Origin of the sequence: Kribbella sp. NPDC023855 (assembly GCF_040639475.1) — a bacterium.
Taxonomy (GTDB): Bacteria; Actinomycetota; Actinomycetes; order Propionibacteriales; family Kribbellaceae; genus Kribbella.
The window spans coordinates 1-26,397 of sequence record NZ_JBFAAA010000003.1; the positions used below are offsets into that span (position 1 = coordinate 1).

The 26,397-nt window shown below is 68.2% G+C and carries 23 protein-coding genes and 1 pseudogene; 11 read left to right on the plus strand and 13 right to left on the minus strand.

Features of this window, described 5'->3' with window-relative positions; all coding sequences use genetic code 11:
* Positions 1-97 precede the first annotated feature (97 nt).
* From AB0F51_RS10705 to AB0F51_RS10715, 3 genes are read right to left on the minus strand one after another with little or no spacing between them, the layout of a single operon-like run.
* Positions 98-1,495, minus strand: a complete 1,398-nt coding sequence (locus tag AB0F51_RS10705) for a mycothione reductase (protein ID WP_360277296.1) — start codon at positions 1,493-1,495, stop codon at positions 98-100.
* Between the two features lie 48 nt (positions 1,496-1,543).
* A complete protein-coding gene (locus AB0F51_RS10710) occupies positions 1,544-2,857 on the minus strand; it encodes an MFS transporter (RefSeq protein ID WP_360277299.1) in 1,314 nt (437 codons plus the stop codon).
* Positions 2,854-3,303, minus strand: a complete 450-nt coding sequence (locus AB0F51_RS10715) for a MarR family transcriptional regulator (protein ID WP_360277302.1) — start codon at positions 3,301-3,303, stop codon at positions 2,854-2,856. The genes AB0F51_RS10710 and AB0F51_RS10715 overlap by 4 nt, the downstream gene beginning before the upstream one ends.
* Before the next feature lie 93 nt (positions 3,304-3,396).
* On the opposite strand from AB0F51_RS10715, the gene AB0F51_RS10720 reads away from it, so the two are divergent.
* The gene (locus AB0F51_RS10720; RefSeq protein WP_360277305.1) at positions 3,397-4,485 is read left to right on the plus strand and encodes a hypothetical protein; all 1,089 of its coding nucleotides are present in this window, start codon (positions 3,397-3,399) and stop codon (positions 4,483-4,485) included.
* Here the strand turns inward: AB0F51_RS10720 and AB0F51_RS10725 are convergent.
* Entirely contained in the window at positions 4,447-6,540 is a 2,094-nt protein-coding gene (locus AB0F51_RS10725; RefSeq protein ID WP_360277308.1) for an alpha/beta fold hydrolase, read from the minus strand. The two genes, AB0F51_RS10720 and AB0F51_RS10725, sit on opposite strands and share 39 nt — an antisense overlap.
* A gap of 67 nt (positions 6,541-6,607) precedes the next feature.
* Positions 6,608-8,080, minus strand: a complete 1,473-nt coding sequence (locus tag AB0F51_RS10730; protein ID WP_360277311.1) for an NCS2 family permease — start codon at positions 8,078-8,080, stop codon at positions 6,608-6,610.
* Positions 8,081-8,167: 87 nt separating this feature from the next.
* Between AB0F51_RS10730 and AB0F51_RS10735 the strand changes: the two genes are divergently transcribed.
* Positions 8,168-8,485 carry a DUF2530 domain-containing protein gene (locus AB0F51_RS10735; protein WP_360277313.1) on the plus strand — a complete coding sequence of 106 codons (318 nt, stop codon included), beginning with the start codon at positions 8,168-8,170 and terminating at the stop codon, positions 8,483-8,485.
* Between the two features lies 1 nt (position 8,486).
* Here AB0F51_RS10735 and AB0F51_RS10740 read toward each other — a convergent pair whose 3' ends face one another.
* Positions 8,487-9,476 carry a DUF3027 domain-containing protein gene (locus AB0F51_RS10740; protein ID WP_360277316.1) on the minus strand — a complete coding sequence of 330 codons (990 nt, stop codon included), beginning with the start codon at positions 9,474-9,476 and terminating at the stop codon, positions 8,487-8,489.
* Between the two features lie 85 nt (positions 9,477-9,561).
* Here AB0F51_RS10740 and AB0F51_RS10745 point away from each other — a divergent pair, with 85 nt between their 5' ends.
* Positions 9,562-11,559, plus strand: coding sequence for an MFS transporter (locus AB0F51_RS10745; protein ID WP_360277319.1), 1,998 nt, complete (start codon positions 9,562-9,564; stop codon positions 11,557-11,559).
* A gap of 36 nt (positions 11,560-11,595) precedes the next feature.
* On the opposite strand, the gene AB0F51_RS10750 is transcribed toward AB0F51_RS10745, so the two are convergent.
* Positions 11,596-13,173 (minus strand): MFS transporter, encoded by a 1,578-nt coding sequence (locus AB0F51_RS10750; RefSeq protein WP_360277322.1) that lies wholly within the window; start codon positions 13,171-13,173, stop codon positions 11,596-11,598.
* 109 nt (positions 13,174-13,282) lie between these two features.
* On the opposite strand from AB0F51_RS10750, the gene AB0F51_RS10755 reads away from it, so the two are divergent.
* Positions 13,283-14,014 carry a TetR/AcrR family transcriptional regulator gene (locus tag AB0F51_RS10755; RefSeq protein ID WP_360277324.1) on the plus strand — a complete coding sequence of 244 codons (732 nt, stop codon included), beginning with the start codon at positions 13,283-13,285 and terminating at the stop codon, positions 14,012-14,014.
* Between the two features lie 48 nt (positions 14,015-14,062).
* Here the strand turns inward: AB0F51_RS10755 and AB0F51_RS10760 are convergent, their stop codons facing one another.
* Positions 14,063-14,446 carry a cold-shock protein gene (locus AB0F51_RS10760; RefSeq protein WP_360277327.1) on the minus strand — a complete coding sequence of 128 codons (384 nt, stop codon included), beginning with the start codon at positions 14,444-14,446 and terminating at the stop codon, positions 14,063-14,065.
* Positions 14,447-14,591: 145 nt separating this feature from the next.
* Complete coding sequence (larE, locus tag AB0F51_RS10765) at positions 14,592-16,073, minus strand: ATP-dependent sacrificial sulfur transferase LarE (RefSeq protein WP_360277329.1); 1,482 nt, start codon at positions 16,071-16,073, stop codon at positions 14,592-14,594.
* A 115-nt stretch (positions 16,074-16,188) separates the two neighbouring features.
* Here larE and AB0F51_RS10770 point away from each other — a divergent pair, with 115 nt between their 5' ends.
* From AB0F51_RS10770 to AB0F51_RS10780, 3 genes are all read left to right on the plus strand, one after another.
* Positions 16,189-17,109, plus strand: a complete 921-nt coding sequence (locus AB0F51_RS10770; protein WP_360277332.1) for a TauD/TfdA family dioxygenase — start codon at positions 16,189-16,191, stop codon at positions 17,107-17,109.
* Positions 17,110-17,170: 61 nt separating this feature from the next.
* Positions 17,171-17,758 (plus strand): TetR family transcriptional regulator, encoded by a 588-nt coding sequence (locus AB0F51_RS10775; RefSeq protein WP_360277334.1) that lies wholly within the window; start codon positions 17,171-17,173, stop codon positions 17,756-17,758.
* The gene (locus tag AB0F51_RS10780) at positions 17,755-18,702 is read left to right on the plus strand and encodes a R2-like ligand-binding oxidase (protein WP_360277336.1); all 948 of its coding nucleotides are present in this window, start codon (positions 17,755-17,757) and stop codon (positions 18,700-18,702) included. Before AB0F51_RS10775 ends, AB0F51_RS10780 begins: the two co-directional genes overlap by 4 nt.
* 1 nt (position 18,703) lies before the next feature.
* On the opposite strand, the gene AB0F51_RS10785 is transcribed toward AB0F51_RS10780, so the two are convergent.
* Together AB0F51_RS10785 and AB0F51_RS10790 are read right to left on the minus strand one after the other, a co-directional pair.
* On the minus strand, positions 18,704-19,339 hold the full coding sequence (locus AB0F51_RS10785) for a hypothetical protein (RefSeq protein WP_360277339.1): 636 nt from the start codon (positions 19,337-19,339) through the stop codon (positions 18,704-18,706).
* A 77-nt stretch (positions 19,340-19,416) separates the two neighbouring features.
* A complete protein-coding gene (locus tag AB0F51_RS10790) occupies positions 19,417-19,854 on the minus strand; it encodes a helix-turn-helix domain-containing protein (protein ID WP_360277342.1) in 438 nt (145 codons plus the stop codon).
* A 38-nt stretch (positions 19,855-19,892) separates the two neighbouring features.
* Between AB0F51_RS10790 and AB0F51_RS10795 the strand changes: the two genes are divergently transcribed.
* Positions 19,893-21,143, plus strand: a complete 1,251-nt coding sequence (locus AB0F51_RS10795; protein WP_360277344.1) for an MFS transporter — start codon at positions 19,893-19,895, stop codon at positions 21,141-21,143.
* A 12-nt stretch (positions 21,144-21,155) separates the two neighbouring features.
* Here AB0F51_RS10795 and AB0F51_RS10800 read toward each other — a convergent pair.
* Positions 21,156-22,223 (minus strand): annotated as a pseudogene (locus AB0F51_RS10800) (MFS transporter); the annotation flags it as partial.
* On the opposite strand from AB0F51_RS10800, the gene AB0F51_RS10805 reads away from it, so the two are divergent.
* The gene (locus AB0F51_RS10805; RefSeq protein ID WP_360277346.1) at positions 22,214-23,134 is read left to right on the plus strand and encodes a LysR family transcriptional regulator; all 921 of its coding nucleotides are present in this window, start codon (positions 22,214-22,216) and stop codon (positions 23,132-23,134) included. The pseudogene AB0F51_RS10800 and the gene AB0F51_RS10805 overlap by 10 nt on opposite strands.
* On the opposite strand, the gene AB0F51_RS10810 is transcribed toward AB0F51_RS10805, so the two are convergent.
* Positions 23,108-24,730 (minus strand): AMP-binding protein, encoded by a 1,623-nt coding sequence (locus AB0F51_RS10810; RefSeq protein WP_360277349.1) that lies wholly within the window; start codon positions 24,728-24,730, stop codon positions 23,108-23,110. The two genes, AB0F51_RS10805 and AB0F51_RS10810, sit on opposite strands and share 27 nt — an antisense overlap.
* An 84-nt stretch (positions 24,731-24,814) precedes the next feature.
* Between AB0F51_RS10810 and AB0F51_RS10815 the strand changes: the two genes are divergently transcribed.
* Both AB0F51_RS10815 and AB0F51_RS10820 read left to right on the plus strand, forming a co-directional pair.
* Positions 24,815-25,435, plus strand: coding sequence for an SIMPL domain-containing protein (locus tag AB0F51_RS10815; protein WP_360277351.1), 621 nt, complete (start codon positions 24,815-24,817; stop codon positions 25,433-25,435).
* Positions 25,436-25,553: 118 nt separating this feature from the next.
* Positions 25,554-26,339: a hypothetical protein gene (locus AB0F51_RS10820; RefSeq protein ID WP_360277354.1), complete on the plus strand. Its 786-nt coding sequence runs from the start codon at positions 25,554-25,556 to the stop codon at positions 26,337-26,339.
* Positions 26,340-26,397 lie beyond the last annotated feature (58 nt).

Genomic DNA, 26,397 nt, shown 5'->3' on the forward strand with positions numbered 1-26,397 from the left:
TTGTCTGTTGCTCTTGTCTGTTGCTCTTGTCTGTTGCTCTTGTCTGTTGCTCTTGTCTGTTGCTCTTGTCTGTTGCTCTTGTCTGTTGCTCTTGTGGTCAGTTTTTGAGTTTGAGGTTCAGGAGGGCGTTTTCTATTAGTTCTGGCATGGCGGGGTGGATCCAGTACTGGCCGCGGGCCATGGTGTGGGCGTCTAGGCCGAAGCTCATGGCTTGGATTACCGGTTGGATGACTGTGGCGGCTTGGGGGCCTATTACGTGGCAGCCGAGGAGCTTGCCGGTGGCTGGGTCGGCGAGGATTTTGGCGAAGCCGGTGGTGTCTTCCATGGCCCAGCCGTAGGCGATGTCGGCGTATGCCTGGCGGCCCACGGTGTACTGGATGTTCTGCTCGATCGCCTCTTCCTCCGTCAGCCCGACCGACGCGACCTGCGGTGCGCCGAAGACTGCATGCGGCACATAGCGATGGTCGGACTCGATCCGGTCGTCGGGGTGCAGCAGGTTGTGTTGCACCACTCGCGCCTCGTGGTTGGCGACGTGCTTGAGCTGGTACGGCGAGCAGATGTCGCCCAGCGCATAGATCCCCTCCGCCGCCGTCTGCTGGAACTTGTCGACGATCACCCGGCCGTCGGACTCCACCTCGACTCCCGCGGCCTCGACGTTCAGTACGTCGGAGTTCGGCGTGCGCCCCACCGCGACCAGCAGCTCGTCGACCACCAACTCGTCACTGCCGTCCGGGCACAGCATCTCCAGGACGATCCCGTCGTCGCGCCGCTGCACCCCGACCGTCTCGTGCCGGAACTTGACCGTGTACCGCTCCTGCGCGAGCTCGGTGTACCGCTTCGCGATCTCGCTGTCCTCGTGCCGCAGCAGCAGGTCGGAGCGCACGATCATCGTCACGTCCACACCGAGCGACGAGAACACGTGCGCCAGCTCGGCCGCGACGAACCCGCCGCCGATGATGCCCAGCCGACCCGGCAGCCGCTCCATCCGCATGATCGTCTCGGAGGTGTGGAAACCGGTCTCCTCGAGCCCGGGGATGAACGGCACGATCGGCCGGCTCCCGGCCGCCAGCACGAACTGGTCGGCGGTCAGCACCTCGGTCTGACCGTCATCGGCAGCGGTGACGGTCAGCTCGCGCTCGCCGGTGAATCGCCCGGTGCCGTGGTACAGGGTCACGTTCACGTTGTTCGGATGGTTCAGCCGGTACTCCGATCCGCTGGCCGAGATCGGGTCGATCCGGCCGAAGATCCGGTCCCGGATGTCCTGCCAGCGCACTCCGACGAGTTGCTCGTCCACCCCCAGCCGGGAGCTGTGCGACGGGACGGCGGCCAGGTCGGCGGTGTGCACGAACATCTTGGTCGGGATGCACCCCACGTTCAGGCAGGTCCCGCCGAAGGTGCCGCGCTCGACGATCGCCACCTTCCGGTCCGCGAACTGCCTGGTCACGATCGTGTTGCCGGAGCCGGTACCGACGACCACCAAGTCGTAATGAGTCACACCCCATTGTGCGCGTGACCATCAACCTGAACCCAGCCCGGGCTGAAGCTAGGCGACTCGGGAGTTGCCCGGAGGTTCGGTGAGGGTGGACTTCTCGCCGAGCAGATCGGTTGTCGGGGACAGGATCTCCAGGCGGGGGCGCGGCAGGAGGTGGGGGCGGATCGCCAGGCCGCGCCGGCGGGAGAAGTACAGGACCGACGCGGTGGTGCCGAGCAGGGTGAGGCTGCCGCCGACGATCAGCGACCAGCGTGCGCCGAACTCCTGGCCGATCCAGCCGATGAACGGCGAACCGAGCGGCGTACCGCCCATCAGGACGGTCATGTAGAGCGCCATCACCCGGCCGCGCATGGTCGGCTCGATGCCCAGCTGCATGGTCGCGTTCGCCGCGGTCAGCATCGTCAGCGCGCTGAACCCGACCAGCGGAAGAACCAGCGCGAAGGACAGGTACGTCGGCATCAACCCGCTGATGATGACCATCGTCCCGAAGGCGAGCGCCGCACCCATCACCAGCCGGCCCCGGGTCCGGACCCGGCGGGCCGAGAGCAGCGCGCCGGCCAGCGAGCCGATCGCCAGGATCGACCCGAGGATGCCGTACTCCCCCGCGCCCTTGTGGAACTCGCTGACCGCCATCAGCGCCGACGTCATCTGGAAGTTCAGCCCGAAGGTGCCGGCGAAGAACACCGTGACGAGCACCATCATCAGGTCGGGCCGACGCCACAGGTAGCGCATCCCGTCGCGGATCATGCCCTTCTCCCGGGCCGCGACCTTGGGCGTGTGCAGCTCACTGGACCGCATCAGGTGCAGCGACAGGATCACCGCCGCGTAGCTGAGCCCGTTGATGATGATCACCGGCCCGGTCCCGATCCAGTGGATCAGCAGACCGGCCAGGCCGGGACCGATCAGCCGGGCGGCGTTGAAGGAGGCCGAGTTCAGGCCGACGGCGTTGGACAGCTCCTCCTTGCCGACCATCTCGACCACGAATGCCTGCCGGGTCGGAGCGTCGAACGCGGTCCCGATACCGAACAGGAAGGCCAGCGCGTAGACGTGCCACGCCTCGACCACACCGGTCACGGTCATCGTGCCGAGGACCAGAGCGACGGCGCCCATCGCGAGCTGGGTGATGGTCAGGACCCGACGCTTCGGGAAACGGTCGGCGATCACACCGGCGTACGGCGAGACCAGCAGTGCGGGGAGGAACTGCAGACCGGTGACGATCCCCAGTGCGGTACCGGAGTGGGTCAGCTCGAGGACCAGCCAGTCCTGGGCGACTCGCTGCATCCAGGTGCCGACGTTGGAGATGATCGCGCCGGTGGCGTAGAGACGGTAGTTGCGGACCTTGAACGCGCGGAAGGTCGGACTCATGTAGCCGCCAGGCGTTCGAGAACAGGGGCTGCCTTGCGCAGGATGTCGCGCTCCTCAGGGGTCAGTTTCTTCAGCTTCATCTGGAGCCACTCGTCGCGCCGGCGCCGGTTGGCGTGCAGCAGGTCGTGCGCCGTCTGGGTCAGCTCGACCACGATCTGGCGTTTGTCGGTCTCGTGCGGGCGGCGGACGACCAGGCCCGCCTCCTCCATGTTGGACACGATCCGCGTCATCGACGGCGGCTTGACCTGCTCGTGGGCGGCCAGCTCGCCGATCGTCATCGCGTCGTGCTTGCCGAGCGCACCGAGCACGCCGAGCTGGTTGGCGGTGAGGTCGTGACCCTCGACGCGCTGCCGGCGGATCTGCCGGGACAACCGCAACGTGGACGACCGCAGGGCACTGGCCAGCCCGACGTCACTCTTCACCTGCTGGGCTACGACTTCGGGCATATCGTTAGCATAACTCATTACCTTTGCTAACTAAAGTCAGTTGTCCGCGGTGGCGCACCGCAGCTGCCCGCCCGGCGCGCTAGGGTTCCGCGCATGGCGACATCAGCGGAGCTGGCCCGGTACGAGCAGCGGTTCCGGCGGGCGGGGCTGCCGCTGTTCATCGAGGACTTCTCCCCCACCCACGACATCTTCAGCCGGGCCACGCCGGTGCTCGCGCTGGTCTTCATCGCGGAGATGATCGGCGCCACCCGGCTCAGCTGGCACTGGTGGCAGAACCTGCTCGCCGCGCTCGGCGGGCTGGCCGTCCTGATCGCGGGCTTCGGGCTGCTGAACCTCTTCCGCGGCCGCCGGTTCTGGTCCTTCCCGACCCGCTTCGGTACGCCGGAGCTGGCCGTCTTCGTGCTGCTGCCCGCGTTGTTGCCGCTGGCCACCGAGGTCCAGCTGCGCCAGTTCTTCGGCGTTGCCATCGGCAACCTGCTGCTCGTCGGCATGGTCTACCTGGTGATCGGCTACGGCCTGATCGGTACGACGGTCTGGGGTGTCCGCCGGCTCGGCACCGAGCTGGCCAACTCGGTCGCCAGCCTGGTCCGCGCGCTGCCGCTACTGCTGGTGTTCTCGCTGGTGCTGTTCGTGAACACCGAGATGTGGCAGGTCTTCGCCGGGATGCCGGTCGCCTTCATCATCATCCTGGCGGTCTCCTTCTCCCTGCTCAGCGACTTGTTCCTGGTCCTGCGGCTGCCGAAGGAACTGGACGCGATCGAGCGCGACGCCGGGTCCGGCCCGCCGCTGCGCCGGATCCAGCGGCTGAACCTCAGCGTCAGCCTGGTGATCCGCCAGTGGCTGCAGGGACTCGTGGTCAGTGCCGGCGTCGGCCTGTTCTTCATCGGCTTCGGGATGCTGGCGATCAGCCGGCACATCTACGAGAACTGGGGCATCGACACCGGCGGCTGGTCCCACCAGCTCGATCTGCTCGGCTACCAGTTGCTGATCAGCGCCGCGCTGGTGAAGGTCGCGGCCGGCATCGCGACCTTCACCGGCCTGTACTACTCGATCTCGCTGATGACGGACGCGACGTACCGCGCGGAGTGGCTCGACAACATCACCGACGAGCTCCGCGAGCTCTTCACCGCCCGCACCGAGTACCTAGAGCTCCGCGCCCGGCAGGTCCCGGCCGAGAGCTAGCGCGGTCTTCAGGAAGTCGAGCCGGTGGCGCATGAGGCCTTCGACTGCAGCTTCGTTGGTGGGCAGGTGGGTCGCGCCTGACAGCGGCAGGACCTGGTGCGGGCGTCCGGCTGCCAGCAGGGCGCTCGAGAGGCGCAGGGTGTGGGCGGCAACCACGTTGTCGTCCGCCAGGCCGTGGATCAGCAGGAGCGGTCGCTCGAGCTTGGCCGCGTCCGTGATGGGTGACGAGCGGTCGTAGTCCTCTGGGTGCTCGTCTGGGTGACCTAGGAACCGCTCGCGCCAGTGCGTGTCGTACAGGCGCTGGTCGCTCGGCCCTGCTCCGGAGACGGCCGCATGGAAGACATCCGGCCGACGCAGTACTGCGGCTGTGGCGAGTGTGCCGCCGTAGCTCCAGCCCATGATGCCGACTCGGGTGAGGTCCAGGTCAGCGCAGTACTCCGCTGCTGCGTGCAGAGCGGTGACCTGGTCTTCTATCGGCGCTGACAGGGTGTCGCGGTGGACCGTCTTCTCCCAGGCGGGTCCGCGGCCCGGCGTACCGCGTCCGTCGGCGATGACGACTGCGAACCCGGCTTCGGCGTACCACTGGGCGGTGTCGAACCAGTGGCCGTTGACACGCATCACCAGGGCTAGGGCGGGGCCGCCGTACGGGGACATCAGTACTGGGAGCTTGGTGGAGCCTGGCTGGTGCCAGGAGGGGAGGAGTAGGGCTGTGCGGAGTTGCAGGTCGCCTGCTTGTAGCCAGGTGATCTGTGGGGTGACCGAGGGCTTGGCTGCTAGCGAGGTGATCGGCTGGTCGGGGTGGCCGGGGCGGCGTACTGCGTAGGTGCGGCCGGTCTCGGTGTTGGCGCTCATGAGGAGGGTGCTGCCGGCGCGGAGGCCGTCGTACGAGCCGTGGCCGTCGCTCAGTTGGTGCAGGCCTTCCTCGTCGTACAGCCAGAGGTGGCAGTCGCTGGGGTCGTCGCTGGCGCGGAAGAGGACTGACTCGCCTGTCACGTCGAGGACTTCGCGGAGCTGCAGGCCGGGTGGGGTGACGCGTTGGCCGTCGACTGTTAGGTAGCGGGTGTCGGGAGTGTCTTCTGGGTGGACGAGCTTGCCGGATGCTGTGCGGGCCGGAGTACCGGGGATGAGTTCTACCCAGGCGGGGTCGCGCTGCTCGTGCAGGAGGTGGGTCTGGCCGGTCGCGGGGTCTGCGGCGAGCACCTGGAGAGTGCGCTGGTCGCGGGACTGCACGGTGAGCAGCGGGCCGTGGGAGTCCCAGGTGGCCGCGGTTAGATACTCGTACGCCGTACTGTCCCACTGCAGCTCGACTGATTGGCCAGTCAGATCGAAGGCGTGGAGCGATACGAGGGCGTTGGGGGTGCCGGCGGCGGGGTAGGCGATCTCGCGCGGCGGGCTGGCGGGGTTGGCCGCGTCGGCGATCCACCACCGCTGGACCGGCGTCTGGTCGACCCGGGCAGCCAGCAGACGGGTGCCGTCCGGAGACCACCAGTAGCCACGAGTCCGATGCATCGACTCAGCAGCAACATGCTCCGCCAGCCCCCAGCTCACTTCAGGATCGTCGTCGGAAGCAACCAGTTGATCGTTGCCGCTAGCAACTTCTACTACGTGGAGCGAGCGGCCGGTCACATACGCGACTCGACGCCCGGTGGGGTCGAGGCGCGGATCGACCGCAGGTCCGGCAGTAGCTACCCGCCGCGGCTGGGCACCGATCCTGAGCTCAAGGGTCCAGAGGTCGCCGTTCAGGGCGAATGTCGCGGTCGTGACGGCTGTGTCGGTGGAGTAGGCGACGACGCCGGTGGATTGTTCTCGGGTGCGTTCTCGGCGGATTTGTTCGGCTTCGGGGAGGGGGCCGTCGGCGCCGAGGGTTTCGGGGGCGACCAGGAGGTGTTCGCCGGCTTCGTCCAGTAGCCAGAGGCAACTGGTTGAGTCTTCTGGGCCGCGGGTGCGGAGGAAGAGGGTGCGGTGGCCGTCGGGTGACAGGGTGAAGGCGCGCGGGAGGCCGAGGGTGAAGCGGCGGGTGCGGGCTGACTGGGTCGGGAACGCGTTGGTGTCCATAAACAAGACTCTGGGCGGCCCCGCAGAGGGGTCACCCAGACGTCTGTCAGTTTATCACCCGGCGGGATCAGGTGAGCCAGTCGCCGAGGGGGCCGATTGCGAAGTACACGACGAACAGCGCGGACACGATCCACATCAGCGGGTGGATCTGGCGGGCCTTGCCGCGGACCACCTTGAGTACCACGTAGGAGACGAACCCGGCGCCGATGCCGGCCGAGATCGAGTACGTGAACGGCATCAGGATGATCGTCAGGAAGGCCGGGATCGCCACCTCGAGATCGTCGAAGTCGATGCCCTTCACCTGCGCCATCATCAGGAAGCCGACCAGCACGAGCGCCGGCGTGGCCGCCTCGTACGGCACCAGCGTGACCAGCGGCGCGACCACCATCGAGATCAGGAAGCAGATCCCGGTCACCACACTGGCCAACCCGGTTCGCGCGCCCTCACCGACACCCGAGGCCGATTCGATGTACGACGTGTTGCTGGACACCGAGGCGGCACCACCGGCGGCGGCCGCGACGCTGTCGACGATCAGGATGCGCTGCGCGTTCGGCGGGTTGCCCTCGGCATCGAGCAGCCCGGCCTCGGCGCCGATCGCGGTCATCGTGCCCATCGTGTCGAAGAAGTCGGCCAGCATCAGCGTGAAGATCAGCAGCAGCGCGGACACCACGCCGACCTTCTCGAACGAGCCGAACAGGTTGAACTCGCCGATCGTGTCCAGGTTCGGGGTGGTGAACCACTGGTCCGGCAGCTTCGGCACGCTCAGGCCCCAGCCGCCCGGGTTCTCGGCGGACCGGGCCCCGATGTTCGCGATCGACTCGACCACGATCGCGAGCACCGTCGCGGTCAGGATGCCGATCAGGATCGCGCCCTTCACCTTGCGCGCGTACAGCGTGATGATCAGCACCAGGCCGATCACGAAGATCAGTACCGGCCAGCCGCGAAGGTTGCCGCCGACACCGAGTTCGACCGGCGGTCCACCGGCCGCCGAGGGGCGGCGGACGAAGCCGGCGTCGACCACGCCGATGAACGCGATGAACAGGCCGATCCCGACGCTGATCGCGATCTTGAGCTGACGGGGCACGGCCTCGAAGACCGCTCTCCGGAAGCCGGTCAGGACCAGCACCAAGATGATGATCCCCTCGATCACCACCAGGCCCATCGCGTCGGCCCAGGTCATCTTGCTGGCCACGCTGAAGGCGATGAACGCGTTCAGGCCGAGCCCGGTGGCCAGCGCCAGCGGGAAGTTCGCGACCAGGCCCATCAGGATGGTGATCACGCCCGCCACCAGCGCGGTCGCCACCGCGATCTTGGCGATCGCGAGTCCCGGGTCGGTGCCGCCACCGACGTACTGGCCGGCGCCGTCCTTGACGGTGCCGATGATGAGCGGGTTCAGCACGACGATGTAGGCCATCGTGAAGAACGTGACGAGTCCGCCGCGCACCTCGCGGCCGAGCGTCGAACCGCGCTGGCTGATCTTGAAGAAGGAGTCTAGGAAGCCGGACCCGGAGCGGGCGGTGGCGGCTGGTGGCGAGCTCATGACGGCATGGTGCCAGGTGGCATCGGCCCGTGGCGAGCGAATCGGGACACCTGCGGCCGGCGAATCGCGGGCGGCTAAGGTGGGCTCGTGGCAGATCCCGAGCAGGTGCCGGCTTCGAAGAAGCGCAACGACCCGACCAGTCAGCTGGCGCGCGGGGAACTGGTGCACGCCGAGGTCAAGCCGCTGGACCTGTCCGGCATCCCGACGGTGATCGTCGGCATCATCGCCTGGGCGCTCGCGTTCCTGGTGGTGCTGTTCTTCCGCGACGACCTGAAGAAGAGCGGCGACGAGTGGTGGTTGTGGGTCACCGTGGCCGGCTTCGGGCTGGGCTGGATCGGGCTGCTCTACTGCCGTCACCGCTGGGCCGCCATCCAGGCCGGCCACCGCTCCGAGATCGAGGACTGAACTAGTAGTTCGCGGTGGCTTCCGCTTCGATTTCCTCGGGGGTGGGCATCGGGATCTCCGCGTCGTCGTCCTCAGCGGTGGACGCCTGGACGTCCGCGGCGATTTCCTCGGCCGTAGTTGCCTGGACCTCGTCGTCCGACGGCGGCTCGGCGGCGGCTTCAACCTCGGCCTGTACTGCGTCCGCCTCCTCCGCGTCCTCGTCGACGGGGTTCAGCGCCTGGACGGTTTCCATCGCCAGTTCGTCGTACCCGGTGGTGTCGAAGGCGTGCACGGTCGACGGCTGGTCGGGCGCCTCGATCACGGCGTCCGAGTGGGCGCCGCAACCGTAGTCGTAGGACACGATCCGGCCGTCGCCCGGCGCCATCTCGTTGGTGCACGCGCCGAACGCCTGGCCGAGGCTGTCGTTCAGCCGGATCCAGTAGCCGCAGGCGAAGCACTTGTACGGAACGGCCTGCGCGATCGCCGACGACGGGCCGAAGTCACCGGCGTACCAGCGGTCGGCGGCCTCCTCGCGGCCGATCGGTGACAGCACCCGCTCGCGCCCGAGGCCGAGCTCGTCGACGACGGCCAGTACTTCGTCGGGCGCGCCGGTCTCGGTGTAGCCGGGCTCGAGTCGCGGGTCGTCCGGCAGCGTGGGGAACAGGTCGCCGGGGCGCAGGTCGCCCGGCTGGACGCGCTCCGACCACGGCACCCACTCGGGCGCGACGATCGCGTCGTCGCCCGGCAGCATGACGACCTCGTTGATCGTCACGGTCTTGGCGCGCGAGGCGCGGGTCAGCGTGACCGCCCAGCGCCAGCCGCGGTACCCGGGGTGGGTGGAGGCGAAGTAGTGCGTGACGAGCCGCTCACCCTCGACCAGGTGACCGAGGTGCTCACCGATCTGGGCGGCACCGGCCTCGGCGATCGCCGCCTCGCGGGCAGGTTCGACCGCCGCGACGCAGACGGCGTCGGGCTTGGCGCGGACCGGTTCCGGAGTCTTGACGGGAGTCACAATCGGTCATTCTCGCACGCCTGCCGCCACGATCCGAACCGCGTGGAGACTCCGGTCTGTCCCCCGCACAAGGCAGGATGGTGACATGGAACGCCCGGACCCCGACAACCCCCCGCGCCAGGGCGCCGAAGGCGGTCGCCCAGGCAGCCAGCACACCAGCGGCAACGGGTCCGCAGAACAACGCAGGAGCGGCTCGCAACGTAGTACCGGGTCGGGCGGTGACGGCTCCGGCGGCGCTGGGCAGCGGCGGGCGGGTGAGCGGTTGGGGAGTGCTGGGAAGAAGGTGGGGGCGGCTGGGAAGAAGGTTGGGCACGCCTCCAAGGTCGGGGCTGCTGGGTTCGCCAACGTGTCGCGGAAGACCGCGGGCGTCACCGGGCGGGTGGGGAAAGCGACCGGGCGGCGGATCCGTGGGCTGACCAGCGCTCAGGGTGCGGGCGAGTCCGGGCTGTCGCGGCTGATCGAGCTCGGCTTCGTGAACGCGGCCGGTGACACCGCCTTCGCGGTCTCGCTCGCGGGCACGGTGTTCTTCGCAGTACCGAGCTCGCAGGCGCGCGACCGGGTCGCGTTGTTCCTGCTGCTGACGATGGCGCCGTTCGCGTTGATGGCTCCGCTGATCGGGCCGGTGCTCGACCGGTTCCGGCACGGGCGGCGCTGGGCGATCGGCGGCACGCTCGGGCTGCGCGGGTTCCTCGTCTGGAGTCTCGCGGCGTCGATCCACGACAGTTCCACCTGGCTTTACCCGGCCGCGCTCGGGTGCCTGGTCGCGTCCAAGGCGTACGGCGTCACGCGCGCTTCCGCAGTACCGCGGTTGTTGCCGAAGGAGATCACCCTCGTCACGGCCAACTCGCGGATCTCGCTCGCCGGTGTGGCCGGCGCGACCGTCGGCGCCGGGATCGCGGGCGCGTTCGCCGCGATCGGACCGGAGTGGTCGCTGCGCTGGGCCGCGCTGGTCTACACGATCGGCCTGATCCTCGCGATCCGCCTGCCCAGCCGCGTCGACTCACCAGCCGGCGAAGAGATGACCGGTACTGCGGGGCGCGACGCCCGGCGGCGGGCGATCACTGCCGCGGTGGCCCGCGGCATCCGGTGCAACCTCGGGCTGCGCTTCGTGTCCGGCTTCCTGACCATGTACCTCGCGTTCCTGCTGCGGGACAAACCGATCAACGGGATCGACGGCGCGCTGGCCGCGGGCGCGGTGATCGCGGCGGCCGGGATCGGGAACAGCCTCGGCACCCTGGTCGGATCGTTGCTCAAAGCCCGAAAACCCGAGGCGGTGGTGCTGGTCGTGCTGCTCGCAGACGCGACGGTGGCGATCGCGGTGGCGGTGTTCTACGGGTTCCCGTTGCTGATCGTGCTCGGGCTGGTCGCTGGCCTGTGCAGTTCGCTGGGCAAGTTGTCGCTGGACGCGATGATCCAGCGCGACGTACCGGAGACCGTGCGGACGTCGGTGTTCGCGCGCTCGGAGACGGTGCTGCAACTGTCCTGGGTGATCGGCGGCGCGTGCGGCATCGTGCTCCCGCTGATCCCGCGCCTCGGCTTCGGTTTCCTGGCCGGGGTGCTGATCCTCGCTGTCATCCTGGTCATCCGCCAGAAGCCCGCCCCGCAACCGCCGTCGGGACCGCGCTCGACGGGAGTGGACGGATCGGGACCTCGCAGTACCGTCGTACCGGCGCATCACCACGACTCCCGCCCAGTCCCCAACGCCCGCGCTTCCAGCCAACCCGACCCCGGCTCCCGGCCGGGGACTCGCGAGCCCGGCTTCACCCGCACGATCCTGAGCAGCGGCGCTCCCGAGTCGATCGCCGAACGCCGAGCCGCCCGCTCCCGCCCCACCCCCACCACCCGAGTCGACGAACCCACCATCGAAATCCAGGTCGACCCGACATCCCCAACCCCAGACGGCGCCCGCCCTTCCACTCCCCCAACGGTCGGCCGCTGGTGGAGCGGCCAGCCGGACGAAGACGACGACGAAACCACCGTCGACGAGGCCCCCTGGGCCGCCGAAAAAACCCTCGAAAACAAAACCTCACCGCCACCCCCGCCCCCACGTCGCAACCCCTTCCGCCGCCGCCCGCCCCGCTAGTTTCAGAGGAGCAGGCGGCGGGATTCCCGTCCGGCGCTACCGCGTGGCGGTGACGTCGAGCTCAGGATCGGGTGACTCCACAGAGCTGGCCTCGGGCGACTGCGGGGTGGTGCCTCGTAGTACGAGGGTTACTGCGAGGGCGGTGGCTAGTAGGAGGAGGGCGCCTACTACTGACGTGATGTTCATGCTGTGGCTGAAGGAGTGGCGGGCCGCGGTGAGGACCGTTGTGGCTAGGTCGGTGGGGAGTTGGGCTGCTGCTGCGGCGGCGCCGGAGAGGCCCTCGTGGGCTGTGGTGGCGGCAGCGGTTGGGATGGTGGGCGGGAGGTCTAGGTCCGCCCGGTAGACCGCAGTACCGATGCTGCCCAGTACTGCGATGCCCAGCGCGCCGCCGAACTCGCTGCAGGTTTCCATCAGCGCCGAGGCTGAGGCGGCCCGTTCCGGGGCTACCGCGCCGACTACTGCCTCGGTGACCAGGGACATCACCATCACCAGGCCTGCCGCCAGCAGACCGGCGCCAACGAGCAGCACTGCGAGGCTGCTGTCCACATGCATCTGGGTCAGTACGCCGAACCCGCTCGCCGCGACCACGAAGCCGAGACCCAGCACGTACGCCCGGTCGATCTTCCGGGCCAGTGCTGCGCCCAGCGGAGCCGCAGCGCCGACGACCAGCGACGGCGCCAGCGACCACAGAGCGGCCTTGAGCGGACCCATGCCGAGCACCAGCTGCAGGTACTGCGTCATGAAGACCGCGTTGCCCACCAGCGCCAGCGTGCCGATCGTGTTGGCGGCGAGTGCTCCGCTGAAGGCGCGGTTGCGGAACATCGCCAGTTCGATCATCGGGTGCTCAGCAGTCCGCTGCCGACGCAGGAAGGCGTAGCCGACCAGCAGACCCACCACGATGCTGACCACCGGCAGCGTCTCGACGCCATGCGCGGCCATCTCCTTGATGCCCCAGATCACCGGGAGCACCGCGGCCAGCGACAGCACCGAGCTGAACAGGTCGAACCGGCCCGTCACCGCGCTCTTGAACTCCGGCAGCAGCAGCGGCGCCAGCACCAGCAGCAGGAGCATCGCCGGAGTGTTGATCAGGAACACCGAGCCCCACCAGAAGTGCTCGAGCAGTACGCCGCTGAGCACCGGGCCGAGCGAGATGCCGCCGAGCATCACCGCACTCCAGAACGCGATCGCCTTCTGCCGCTGCACCGGGTCGTGGAACAGGTTCCGGATCAGCGCCAGCGTCGACGGCATCAGCGTCGCGCCCCCGATGCCGAGCACCGCGCGGGCGGCGATCAGTTGCTCGGGTGTTTGCGCGTACGCCGCGGCGACCGACGCGAGGCCGAACGCGATCGCGCCGAAGATCAGCAACCGGCGACGGCCGATCCGGTCGCCGAGCGAGCCCATCGTGATCAGCAGCCCGGCCAGGACGAACCCGTAGATGTCGAAGATCCACAGCTGCTGGGTCGCCGAGACACCCAGGTCGGCACCGATGTACGGGACCGCGAAGTACAGCACCGAGACGTCCATCGAGACCAGCAGCAGCGGCAGCGCGAGCACGCCGAGAGCGGTCCATTCCTTCCGGCCGGCCTTGGCTCCGGTCAGCTCTGATGTGCTCATCGCACCCCTCCAGGAGATCTGTGTACGACGCACACTGTGTGCGCCATACGCAGACCATACCCACGATCTGTCTATGATGTAAACAGATGGCTTCGAGAAGGGATCGGCGATGACCGCAGAGGACCTGCCCCGCGTGCTCCAGCAGCTCTGGGGCCTGGAGGGGCCGGCCCGTCCGGGGCCGAAGCCGACGTTCCACATCAGCGACATCGGCGCCGCGGCGATCAAGCTGGCCGACACGGCCGGCCTCGGCGCGGTCTCGATGAGCAAGGTCGCGGCCGAGCTCGGCTTCACCACGATGTCGCTCTACCGGTACGTCGACTCCAAGGACGACCTGTACGTCGTGATGCTGGAGCAGGCGTTCGGGCCGCCCGCACCGATCGACCCCGCGGCGGGCTGGCGGGAGCGGATCACCGCCTGGGCCGTCGCGTTCCGGGACGCGATCCGGCGGCACCCCTGGGTGCTCCAGGTGCCGGTGCGCGAACCACCGCTGTCACCGATGCAGCTGGAGTGGATGGAGCACGGCCTGCGGTCCTTCGAGGACACCGCGCTGAGCCCGGCGGACAGCCTGTCCGCGATGCTGCTGGTGAACATCTACGTGCGCGGTGCCGGTGCGCTGACCGCGGGTATGACGCCGGACGCGCAACAGGCACCCGAGGCCAACCAGCTCTACGTGCAGCGGCTGACCATGCTCGCGGACCCCGACCGCTTCCCGACGATCGCCGGGAACCTGCGGTCGAGGCCCGCGGAGGACTTCGATGTGGACTACGACGCCGGCGAGTTCATCTTCGGCCTCGACACCGTGCTGGACGGCATCGAGGCGCTGATCGCCCGCCGGACGTAGTACCGGTCGGACGCCACCGGCTCAGCCGGCCCGTGTGCGTAGTACCGGTCAGATGTCGAGCTTGTCGGCGACGCCGCGCAGGACGGTGGCGGCGCCGCGGGCGGCCTTGGCGTCGGGGTGGCGGCCGCGGCGGTAGCCCTCGCCGATGTTGTCGAGCAGCTTGATCAGGTCCTCGATGACGAGCGCCATCTCCTCCGGCTTCGGCCGCATCGCCTTGGCCACCGACGGCGGCGGGTCGATCAGCCGGACCTGCAGCGCCTGCTCACCCTTGCGGCCCTCGACCACCCCGAACTCGACCTTCTGGCCCGGCTTGAGGCTGGTCACTCCGGCCGGCAACGCCTCGGCGCGCACGTAAACGTCCCCGCCCTCCTCTTTGCTGAGGAAGCCGAACCCCTTCTCGGAGTCATACCACTTGACCTTGCCAACAGGCACGGGAACCTCTTCGGTGTCAATCGTCGGAACAGGACGGAGGTCGGACGGACAAGCTGCCCGGCCGACTACCCAGCGTACGTGAACCAGGAGGCCCGCGCCTCCGGGAAACTACCTGATGAGGAAACGATTCCGCACCCCCGGCAATTCAGCGGTAGCGCTCAGGGTTCGCCAGCCGCTCGTTCATCGAGCCGGAGCGGAAGCCACGGGCATCGACGGCGGCGGCGATGAAGCCCTCGGCCCGGACCAGCTCGATCAGCTCGGCGTGGTTGACCGTGCCGAGCAGCGCGAAGTCGATCTCGATGCTCGCCGTCTCCCCCAGGTCGCGGACCCGCACGTTCTGGACGCCGTACGGCGCGAGGTGGTTGCGGACCGCCTGCTCGGCGCGGTCGACCCGGGCCAGCAGGTTCGGCGTGATCCGGATGCCGTACGCGATCCGGCTCGACAGGCAGGCGGCGGCCGGCTTGTCGGAGGTCTCGAGTCCCCAGCTGCGGGACGCCTCGCGGATCTGCGCCTTGGTCAGCCGGGCGTCGCGCAGCGGGGTGATCGCGCCGCGCTCGAACGCCGCCTTGATGCCCGGCCGGAAGCCGGCGATCGCGTCGTCCGCGTTCGTCCCGGTCGCGATGGCCTCGATGCCGAACTCGTCGGCGATCGGCTGCAGCGTCTCGACCAGCTCGGCCTTGCAGAAGTAGCACCGGTCACCGGCGTTGGCCTGGTAGCCCTCGCGCTCCATCTCGTGCGTGTGCGGCGTGACATGCCGTACGCCGATGCTGTCGGCGAAGTGCGCGGCCGGCTCCAGCTCGGCCACTGGCAGGCTCGGGCTGATGGCAGTAGCCGCTACTACGTTCGCCGGGCCGATAGCGCGCGCTGCCGCGGCCAGCAGGAAGGCAGAGTCGGCGCCGCCGCTGAAGGCGACCACCATGCTCTCGTAGCTGGACAGGCGCTTCATGAGCGCTTCCAGCCGCTGCTCGAGCACGTACTCGTCCAGCCAGGCCGGGAACTCGGTCAAGTCGTTCAGTACGACGTCCGCGCCGTAGGCCCGCAGCTCATCGGCAGTGAACGGCCCAGTGGCCACAGACACCGCTACTGCTCCAGCAGCCCGCGCACCGTCGATGTCAGCCGTGTGGTCGCCGACATAGATGGTCGCCTGGTGCTCCCGCAGCGCAGTGCCCTTCTCAGCCCCATGCAGGTCGCCCACTGGCTCGTCGACGTCCAGACCAAGGTGCTGCAGGTGCAGCTCGACACTGGGCTGGTACTTCGCCGAAACCACCACAGTGCGCCCCCGAAGCGCCCGTACTGCGGCCAGCGACTCCTCGACGCCAGGCAGCGGCAGACTCCCGGTGATCGCGTGGTCCGGGTAGTGCTCGCGGTACCGCGAGACCATCGCGTCGACCTGCTCGGCCGGGAACCAGTTGGCCATCTCCCAGGTCAGCGGCGGCCCGAGCCTGCTCACCACCAGGTCGGTGTCGATCGCGACCCCGGTCTCCGCGACCAGCAGGTCCCAGACGGCCTTGATGCCCGGCCGGGAGTCGATCAGCGTCATGTCCAGGTCGAACCCGACAACCAGCTCCGGTACGTCGGCGGACGCCGGCTGAGCGGACTGGGACGACTGCATCTCGGCGGTTGACACGTCCCCAACCCTACGTCGTCCCCTCCGGCGACCGGTCTCGCATCCCGAAACAGCGCCTATGTCTACTAAATCAGTTGGATTATGGGTGTTAACCCTCACCCAAGGAGCCCGAACCATGACCACCCAGCTCGAAACACCCACCATCACGGTCAGCAAGACCGGCGGAGCGCTCGGCGCCACCATCGGCGGCGTACGCCTCGGCGGCGAGCTCGACCCGGCCGTCGTCGCCGCGATCCGGCAGGCACTGCTGACCCACAAGGTGATCTTCCTCCGCGACCAGCAGCACCTGGACGACGCCGGTCAGCTCGCTTTCGCGAACCTGCTCGGCACCCCGACGCTGGCGCATCCGACCTCGAAGAGCCTCGAGGGCGCGGCGAACGTCTTGCCGATCGACTCGGACTACGGCAAGGCGAACAGCTGGCACACCGACGTCACGTTCGTCGACCGGATCCCGGCGATCAGCATCCTCCGGGCCGTCACGCTGCCGGCGTACGGGGGCGCGACGAGTTGGGCGAACACGGTGGCGGCGTACGAGAAGCTGCCCGGGCCGCTGCAGGCGCTGGTCGATCGGCTGTGGGCGGTGCACAGCAACGTCTACGACTACGCGGGCGCGGCGGACGAGGTCCGGATCGGCGGGGTGGATGTGAAGGTCCAGACGCATCGGGAGCAGTTCGTCTCCCAGTTGTTCGAGACCGAGCATCCGGTGGTGCGGGTTCACCCCGAGACCGGCGAACGGTCGTTGGTGCTGGGGCATTTCGTACGCCGTTTCGTCGGGTTCAGCTCGGCGGAGACGACCGCGCTGTTCCAGTTGCTGCAGAACCGGATCACCAACCTCGACAACACCGTGCGCTGGCAGTGGCAGCCGGGTGACCTGGCGATCTGGGACAACCGCGCGACCCAGCACTACGGGGTCGCCGACTATGACGACCAGCCTCGCCGACTGCACCGGATCACGCTGGCGGGCGACGTGCCGGTCAGCGTCGACGGCGTTCGCAGTACGCCGAGAACGGGCGATGCCGCGCATTTCTCGGCTTGACGTTTCCTGATTTATGTCCCGCCTCTTGACATCTTTGGGCTCAATGTAAACCCTGGACCGCATGGAGTCGTTTGCCGAGCGGACCAAGCGCAGGTTGCGGGACGAGTTGCTCGACGCGGCGTACGACGCGATCGTCAGCGGCGGGTACGACGAGTTGCGGATGGCCGACGTCGGACGGCGTACCGGGGTGTCCCGGCAGACCGTCTACAACGAGTTCGGCGACAAGTGGGGCGTGCTCGAGGCGGTGGCGGCGCGGGAGACCGAGCGGTTCCTGGTCGACGTGAACGAGGCGCTGTCCGCCCACGCCGACCCGATCGACGGTCTCCGCGCCGCCGTCGAGCGCGCCCTCAACCTCGCGGCGGACAACCCGCTGGTGAAGGCCGCGCTCGGCCAGCCGGGGTCCGACCAGGCCAGTCAGCTGCTGACCACGCGTGGGCAGCAGGTCCTGGAGCTCTGTCAGCAGCGGCTGGGGATCCACGTTCGCGAGCACTGGCCCGAAGTACCGGCCGAGGACGCGACGGCCTGCGTGGACGTCGCGCTGCGCGTCGTACTGAGCCACATCGTCAACCCCGGCGCGGCTCCGGCCGCGGTCGCGGAGCAGATCGCGCAGGTACTCGGTCCCTTTCTCACCTCTCGGAGGCAGGTATGAATCCCCTTCACCGGCAGGGTTTCAGCTCGTTGCGGGAGGGCGGGCTGAACTGGGACGCGTTGCCGCTGCGGCTGTTCGACAAGGGCAACCGGAAGTTCTGGAATCCGCGCGACATCGACCTCAGCCAGGACGCTCGCGACTGGGAGACCTTCACGGACAACGAGCGCGAGGCGGCGCTGATGCTGTGCGCGCAGTTCATTGCGGGCGAGGAGGCGGTCACCGAGGACATCCAGCCGTTTCTGGCTGCGATGGCGGCCGAGGGGCGCCTGGGCGACGAGATGTACCTGACCCAGTTCTGCTTCGAGGAAGCCAAGCACACCGCGGTCTTCCGGATGTGGCTGGACGCGGTCGGGGTCAAGGACGACCTGCACCGGTACATCGAGAACAACCCTGGCTACCGGGCGATCTTCTACGAGGCCCTGCCGGTGGCGTTGAAGTCGTTGGCGGGCGATCCGTCCCCGGCGAATCAGGTGCGAGCGTCGGTCACCTACAACCACGTGGTGGAAGGCACTTTGGCCTTGACCGGGTATCACGCGTGGAACCTGCTCTGTACGGCGCGCGGTGTCCTGCCGGGGATGCAGGAGTTGGTGCGGCGGATCGGCGACGACGAGCGGCGGCACATGGCGTGGGGCACGTTCACGTGCCGCCGCCACATCGCCGCCGACGAGTCGAACTGGAAAGTCGTCACGGACACGATGGAAGAGCTGCTCCCGCATGCACTGACCCAGATCCAGTGGGCCTTGGAGAACATGCCGGAGATCCCACCGGAGATCGACCCGACCGCGCTGATGACCTACGCGGGCGACCGAGCCACCCGCCGCCTCGGCGCCATCGAGTCAGCAGTAGGAGCCGACGTCGCCGGCATAGACCTCGACTACTCCCCCGAGAAGCTGGAAGACGTCTTCGGCGAAGAGGACTCGGCAGCGCTCGCCGCGGTCCGCTAGGTCAGCAGTTGACGGTGAGGACGAAGTCGCCGGGGACCGCGGCGTTCCAGTCGTCGATCCACAAGGACACGTCGATGGCGTCTGCCGGGGTGCCGAAGTAGCTCACCGACGCGATCTGGTTGCGGGTGCTCACGACGGTCACCTGTGCCGCGCACTGGGCCACCGCGCGGTCGAAGTGGACCAAGTAGTGGTTGGTCGACGGGTTGAAGGCGACAGCTACGGCATGGCTCTGGCTGACGATGGTGGCTACGTAGTTGTTGTTCTCGCCATCCCGGGTCTGAACCCTCGCCCAGAGCGCGCTCCCACCGGCCGGTCCCGCGGGTCCTGCCGGTCCAGTGGCTCCGACGGGTCCTGCCGGTCCAACAGGTCCAGCGGCACCAGTCGGCCCAGCGGGGCCTGCAGGGCCGGCGGGGCCGGCAGGGCCTGGTACTCCGCGTTGGGCCCAGGAGATGGGCGTCTCCAGCCGGGTGCAGGTCTGGTTCTTCGACTGGTCGACGACGCGGAGCAGACCGGTCACCTTGCCGACGCAGCCGTTGATGACTGGTTCGGGCCCGGCTGCCGACGCTACTGAACCGATGGTGACCAGTGACACCGCCAGTACTCCGATACCGGCTGCCTTCGTGAGACCTGTTCGCATGTTCCCGCTCCCCGCCCTGAGTCGATCTGACTCTCCAGATCTTCGGCGGCACGGTTCAGACAGCCTTAAAGTCGCCCTCAGGCCAGTTTGCGGACCTCGGTGTCGACCGGGGTGAGCCGGCGGCCGTCAGCGGCGTGGATTTCCAAGGGACGTAGGGGTTTGGCGTCGCGGCGGTCGACGAGTTGGGAATGTGGTTCTCCAGGGCCGAAGGAGAAGGCCTCACCCCACTGGCGCAGGGCGACGATCACCGGGAACAGCGCCTCGCCTTTGGCGGTGAGGACGTATTCGTGGTGGGCGCCTGCCGGCACGAGTTCGAGGATGCCGTTGTCAGTGAGGGCTTTGAGTCGGGCGCTGAGGATGTTCTTGGCGACCCCGAGGCTGCGCTGGAACTCGCCGAAGCGGCGGCTGCCGTCGAACGCGTCCCGGACGATCAGCAGCGACCACCAGTCGCCGACCGCGTCGACCGACCGCGCGACCGGGCAGTCCGCCGTTTCGAAGGTTGTTCGCTTCACCATGGTTGCAACATGCTACCACCGACGCCTACGGTTTCAACATGCAACCACAACGGATCTTCCTGGCCATGGCCGCCGGTGTGGCGGTGGCGAACGTGTACTTCGCGCAAACGCTGCTGGCCACGATGGGCGCAGATCTCGGCATCGCGCCCGGGACGGTTGGCGCCTTCGTCACCGTCACCCAGCTCGGGTACGGGCTCGGTCTGTTCTTTCTCGTCCCGCTGGGGGATCTGGTCGATCGGCGCCGGCTGATCCGCGCCCAGTTCGTCCTCCTCGCGATCGCCCTCGCCTTGGTCGGGACAGCCCACAACGCCGCGATGTTGCTGATCGGTCTGGCCGCGGTGGGACTGCTCGCCGTCGTCACCCAGTCGTTGGTCGCCTTCGCCGCGTCGCTCAGCGCACCCGCCGAGCGAGGTCGCGCGGTCGGCACAGTCACCAGCGGCATCGTGATCGGCATCCTCCTGGCCCGCACCACTTCAGGCCTGCTCACCGACCTGGCCGGCTGGCGTTCGGTCTACCTGATCTCCTGCGCACTGAGCCTGCTGATCGCCCTGACCTTGTTCAAAGCACCCCAGCAACAAAAGGCCAATCTCTCGTACTACGCCCTGCTCCGCTCGACCGCGACCGTCTGGACCGGCGAACCCGTGTTCCGGAAGCGCGCCACGCTCGCCTTCTTCGTGTTCGCGGCGTTCAGCACCTTGTGGAGCTCGGTGGTGCTGCCGCTCACCGACCAGTCTCTGTCACACACCGAGATCGGAGCATTCGGCCTCATCGCGGCCGCAGGCGCAATCGCGGCGGCACCGGCCGGGCGACTCAACGATCAGGGCCGTGGGCAACTGGTCACTATCAGCGCATCGGTGCTGCTGGCAACGAGTTGGCTCCTGATCGTCTGGACGCCACACTCCATTTGGGCATTGGCGATCGGCGCGATCGTGCTTGACCTCGCCGTACAGACTATCCACGTCAGCAACCAGAGCCGAATCTACGAACTGCGCCCTGAGGCGGGCAGTCGGCTGATCGGTGGATACATGGTGTTCTACTCGGTTGGCAGCGCGCTGGGCGCGATCCTGTCGACCGCGCTCTACTCCCGTTGCGGCTGGACAGCCGTTTGCTTGCTAGGAGCAAGTTTCAGCCTAGGCGCGCTGGCGACCGCTGTTCACCGCGACTCCGAGCGCGGCGAGAGCCAGCAGTCCTGCGAGCCAGGTCGTGCCGGTGGTGCCGATGGCGTCGATGACTCGGCCGCCGGCGAATGCGCCCAGAGCGATCGCTGCGTTGAACACTCCGACCAGTAGCGCAGAGGAGGCTTCCGCTTGCTCTCGAGGAGCTGCCCCGAGCAGCCAGGCCTGTGTGGTGACGGTGACGCCGCCATAGACAAAGCCCCAGATCGCCAGCAATACAAGGACTCCCGCTGCCGTAGTACCGAGTAGTGGCAGCAGCAGGACGGCTCCAGCGAGTACTGCGGAGATGTAGGCGAGCATCTTGCGCGCCGACTTCGCAGCACCGGCTACGAAGTTCCCGAGCACCCCGGCGACGCCGTAGGTGAGCAGCAGCAAGCTGATCAGCGCAGGGCCGGCGTCGGCGACCTCTTCGAGCACTGGGCGGATGTAGGTGTACGCCGAGAAGTGCGCGGTGACCAAGAGAGCCGTCAGCAACAGACCGCGGCGTACCTGGGTGAACCTCAGTATGTCGCGCACCTGGGTCGGCGCCGCAGCTGGCAGCGGAGGGAGCAAGTAGGCCAGTACGGCGGCCAGAGCGAGCACCAGGAGCCCAAGCGAAGCGAACGCCCACCGCCAGCCGGCGAGCTCACCGACATACGCACCAGCCGGTACGCCGAGTACTGACGCCACCGCGATGCCACTGAAGATCAACGACGTCGCTGGGCCGACAGAGCGGGCCGCCACCAGCCGGGGTGCCAGCCCTACCGTCAGCAGCCACACGCCGCCCATCGTCACCCCGGTCAACACCCGCGCCACCACCAGTACTGCGAACGTCGGTGCCCAAGCCGCCACCATGCTCGCGACCGCCAGCAGCACCATCAACCCGACCAGCACCGCCCGACGGTCGATCGTGCCGAGCACCCGTGGCAGCACCGGCGCCGACAACGCCGCCACCAGCCCGGTCACCGTCAACGTCAGCCCGGCCGTCCCCTCGCTGACCGCGAGGTCTGCGCCGATCGGCGTCAGCAGACCCACCGGCAGCATCTCCGCCGTCACCACGCTGAAGATGGTCACCGCCATGGCCGCCGCCGCGGCCCACCCTTTCGCGGCTGTTGTCTCGGGCCTCTGCAGAACCTGTGTCATGGCCCCAAGCCAACGCCCGTCAGCGAACGGGAACAACGATGATGTCCTCATCCTTGTATTAGGTGAGCTCATCGATCGGGGAGGTTGCCATCAGTCTGGAGATCCGGGAACTCGAGTGCTTCCTGGTGCTGGCCGACGAGCTGCACTTCGGCCGGACCGCGGAGCGCCTCTACCTGTCCCAGAGCCGGGTGAGTCAGCTGCTCCGGTCGCTCGAACACCGGATCGGCGGCAAGCTCGTCGAGCGGACCAGCCGGCGGGTCAGCCTGACTCCCCTCGGCCGGGAGTTCGTGGCGTCACTGCGTCCGGCGTACGCCGCTCTGGAGCGGGTGGTCGAGTCGGCCCGGCAGACCGCGCGTGGCGTCGAAGGGCGACTGCGGATCGGGTTCCAGGGAACAGCGAACGACGACATCCTCAAGGCCGTCGCGGCATTCCAGGAGGAGTACCCGGGCTGCACGATCGAGGTCACCGAGCTGCCGCTGAACGATCCGTTCAGCGCATTGCGTCGCGGTGAGGTCGACACGGCCGTAGTACTGCTGCCCGTCGCCGAGGATGACCTCGTGCTCGGCCCGATCTTCTCCAAGCAACCGCAGACCCTCACGGTCTCCACCCGGCACCCGCTCGCACACCGAGACACGGTGACCGCGGAGGACCTCGCCGACACCCCGCTGATCTCCGTCGCCGGCCCCGCCCCCGGCTACTGGCGGCAGGCGCAGGCCCCTGCCCACACCCCGAACGGCAAGCTGATCCCGCCAGGTCCCGAAGTACGCACCCTGCAAGAAGGGCTGTCGATGATCGCCTCCAACCGTGGCGGCATGCTGCTGTGCCGCCCGACGGCGGAGTACAACCAGCGCGCTGACATCCGGCACATCCCGATCACCGGCGTACCGGACTCCGCGCTCGGACTGATCTGGCGCCGTGGCGAGGAAACCCCGCATTTGAAGGCGTTTGCCGCGACCCTAGCCGAGGCCGAGCAGGCCGACTGACTTCTCGCGCATCTCCACCTTGCGGATCTTGCCGGTCACCGTCATCGGGAAGTCGTCGACCACCAGCACGTACCGCGGGATCTTGTAGTGCGCGAGCTTGCCGGTCGCGAACTCCTTGACGGCCGCCGCATCGAGCGGCGCCGCCCCCTCCTTGAGCTTGATCCAGGCACACAGCTCCTCGCCGTACCGGTTGTCCGGTACGCCGATCACCTGGACGTCGGCGATGTCGGGATGGGTGTAGAGGAACTCCTCGATCTCGCGCGGGTAGACGTTCTCGCCACCGCGGATCACCATGTCCTTGATCCGGCCGACGATGTTCACATACCCGTCGTCGCGCATCACCGCAAGGTCGCCGGTGTGCATCCAGCGTGCACTGTCGATGGCCTCGGCGGTCTTCTCGGGTTCGTCCCAGTAGCCGAGCATGACGGAGTACCCGCGGGTGCAGAGTTCGCCCGGTTCGCCGCGTCGTACGACCAGGCCGGTCGCGGGGTCGACCACCTTCACCTCGACATGCGGCATCACGCGGCCGACGGTCGACGTACGGCGCTCCAGGTCGTCGTCGCGGCGGGTCTGCGTCGACACCGGCGAGGTCTCGGTCATCCCGTAACAGATGGCGACCTCGGCCATGTGCATGTCGGCGACACAACGCTTCATCACCTCGACCGGGCACGGCGAGCCGGCCATCACGCCGGTCCGCAAGCTGGTCAAGTCGTAGGAGGCGAAATCCGGCAGGCCGAGCTCGGCGATGAACATGGTCGGTACGCCGTACAGACCGGTGCAGCGCTCGTCCTGGACGGCCCGCAGCGTCGCGGCCGGGTCGAACGCGGGACCGGGAATCACCATGCAGGCGCCGTGCGTCGTACAGCCGAGATTGGCCATCACCATGCCGAAGCAGTGGTAGAACGGCACCGGGATGCAGAGCCGGTCGTCCGGGGTGAAGGCGATCGTCTCGGTGACGAAGTAGCCGTTGTTGAGGATGTTGTGGTGCGAAAGCGTCGCGCCCTTGGGGAAGCCGGTGGTCCCGGACGTGTACTGGATGTTGATCGGATCGTCGAAGCTGAGCTGCGCCGCGCGCTCGTCCAACTGCTCCTGGCTGACCAGCCCGGCGGCCTCGACGACCGCGTCCCAGTCCGGCGTACCGATGTAGACCACGTCCTCCAGCGCCGCGCAGTCCGCCCGCACCTCACCGACCATCCGCCGATAGTCACTCGTCTTGAACTCGGTCGCCGAGATCAGCAGCCTCACCCCGGACTGGTTCAGCGCAAACGCCAACTCATGCGTCCGGTACGCCGGGTTCAGGTTGACCAGAATGGCCCCGATCGACGCCGTCGCGTACTGCGTGATCGTCCACTCCGCACAGTTCGGCGCCCAGATCCCGACCCGATCCCCCTTCTCGATCCCCCGCGCCATCAACCCCCGCGCGAACTCGTCAACGGCCGCCCCGAACTCCCCGTAAGTCCACCGCCGCCCGCTGGCCACCTCAACCAGCGCCTCCCGCTCCCCGTACTCCGCAACCGTCCGCCTGAGGTTCTCCCCGATCGTCTCCCCCAACAACCCAACCTCAGACACCCCAGACGCATAAGACCCAAGCTCCATCCAGCCATCGTCACCCCCACCCCCACCCCAAGCAAGACGCCAGTTCTCTGAGCCGGTGTCGGTCCGGCCTGGCAGACTGCTGGTATGGACTCTGGGATCACAGTGACTGGGACCGGGCAGGCAACGGGAGCGGCGGACCTGCTGCGCCTGACGTTGAGTGTCGGACACGATGCCGCCGACGTGGCCGCCGCGGTCGCGCAGGTGGCGGAGAAGACCGACGCCGTGCATGCCGCGCTGAGCGCGCAGGGGGTCACCGCGGACGACCTCCAGACCAGCTCGGTCAACGTCTACCCGCAGTACGCCGACTCGATGGCCGTCGCCAGCTATCGCGCGTCGCACTCGCTCACCGTGACGACCCGCGACCTGACCGGTTTCGGCCGGTTGCTGAACGCGGCGGTGGATGCCGCAGGCAACAACTTGGGGCTGGACCACCTCCAGTTCGACATCGAGGACAAGAAGCCGCTGATGGAGCAGGCGCGTGAGCTCGCCTTCGCCCAGGCCAGGGAGAAGGCGGCGCAACTCGCCGCGCTGGCGGGGCAGTCGCTCGGCTCGATCTCGGCCGTCGCCGAGAGCTACGGTCACGCCCCGTTCGGCGTGAGCCTCGCCGCGGGCAAGGCGTCCGACGCCTACCGGTCGGAGCTGTCGGTCACGCCGGGAGAGAACACCATCCAGGTCTCCCTCGACGTCCGGTGGTCCTGGGCCTGAACTGCAGCAAGTTGCAACGAAAGTAGATCGATTTCCGGGCTAGAGTGCGGCGCAGGTGCGCCGGGAAGTCTGGTCGGCAATCGTTTCGTCGTGTCCCCGACCTGGAGGAACTGTCCCGATGTTGATCAAGCGTTCCCTCGTCTCGCTCGCGCTCACCGCCGGTCTGGTGACCTCGCTGGCCGCCTGTAACGGCGATTCCGGCAAGGCCGCCACCTCACCGAGCGCCAGTACGTCGTCCTCGGCGCCGAGCGCCACCCCGACGCCGAGCGAGACCCCGACCTCGCCGGCCCCGTCCACGCCGCCGGCGACGACCGCTCCCCCGGCCGCCAAGCCGCGAACCAACGCGGAGCTGACCAAGGCCCTGCTGGCCCTGGCCGACCTTCCGGCCGGGCTCTCGATCGACAACAGCGGCGGGGAGGACGACTCCAAGCTGTCCTCGAAGGATGCCAAGTGCAAGGACCTGGTCACGCTGTTCAACGCCCGGCCGACGCCGGGGGCGAAGGCGTTCGCGGAGCGCAGCTTCACCGGCGGGCAGAACGGACCGTTCTTCGACGAGACGCTGGACGCGATGGGCTCACCCGCGGCCGTCACCGCGCTGCTCGCCCGGACCCGGACGGCGATCAAGTCCTGCAAGCAGGCCAAGCTGACCATCCCCGGCGTCGGCAGCTCGACGATGGCCGTCAGCGAGATCGCCGCGCCGAAGGTCGGCACCAACCCGGTCGGCGCCCGGTTCACCGCCGAGGGCGGTGCGCTGGACGGCCTGGAGGCGAATTTCCTCTTCGCCGGGCTGAACGACGTGGCCCTCGGGATGAGCTTCGACAGCGCCGACGACATCGCGGAAGCGTTCGGCGCGGCGGCCGCCAAGGCGAACAAGGTGCTCGGCACGGCCAAGACCGGCACCTGATGAGATCGGTCTCAGTTTCCGGCTGAGGCTTGCACTGTCCGTCACGGGGTACAGACTT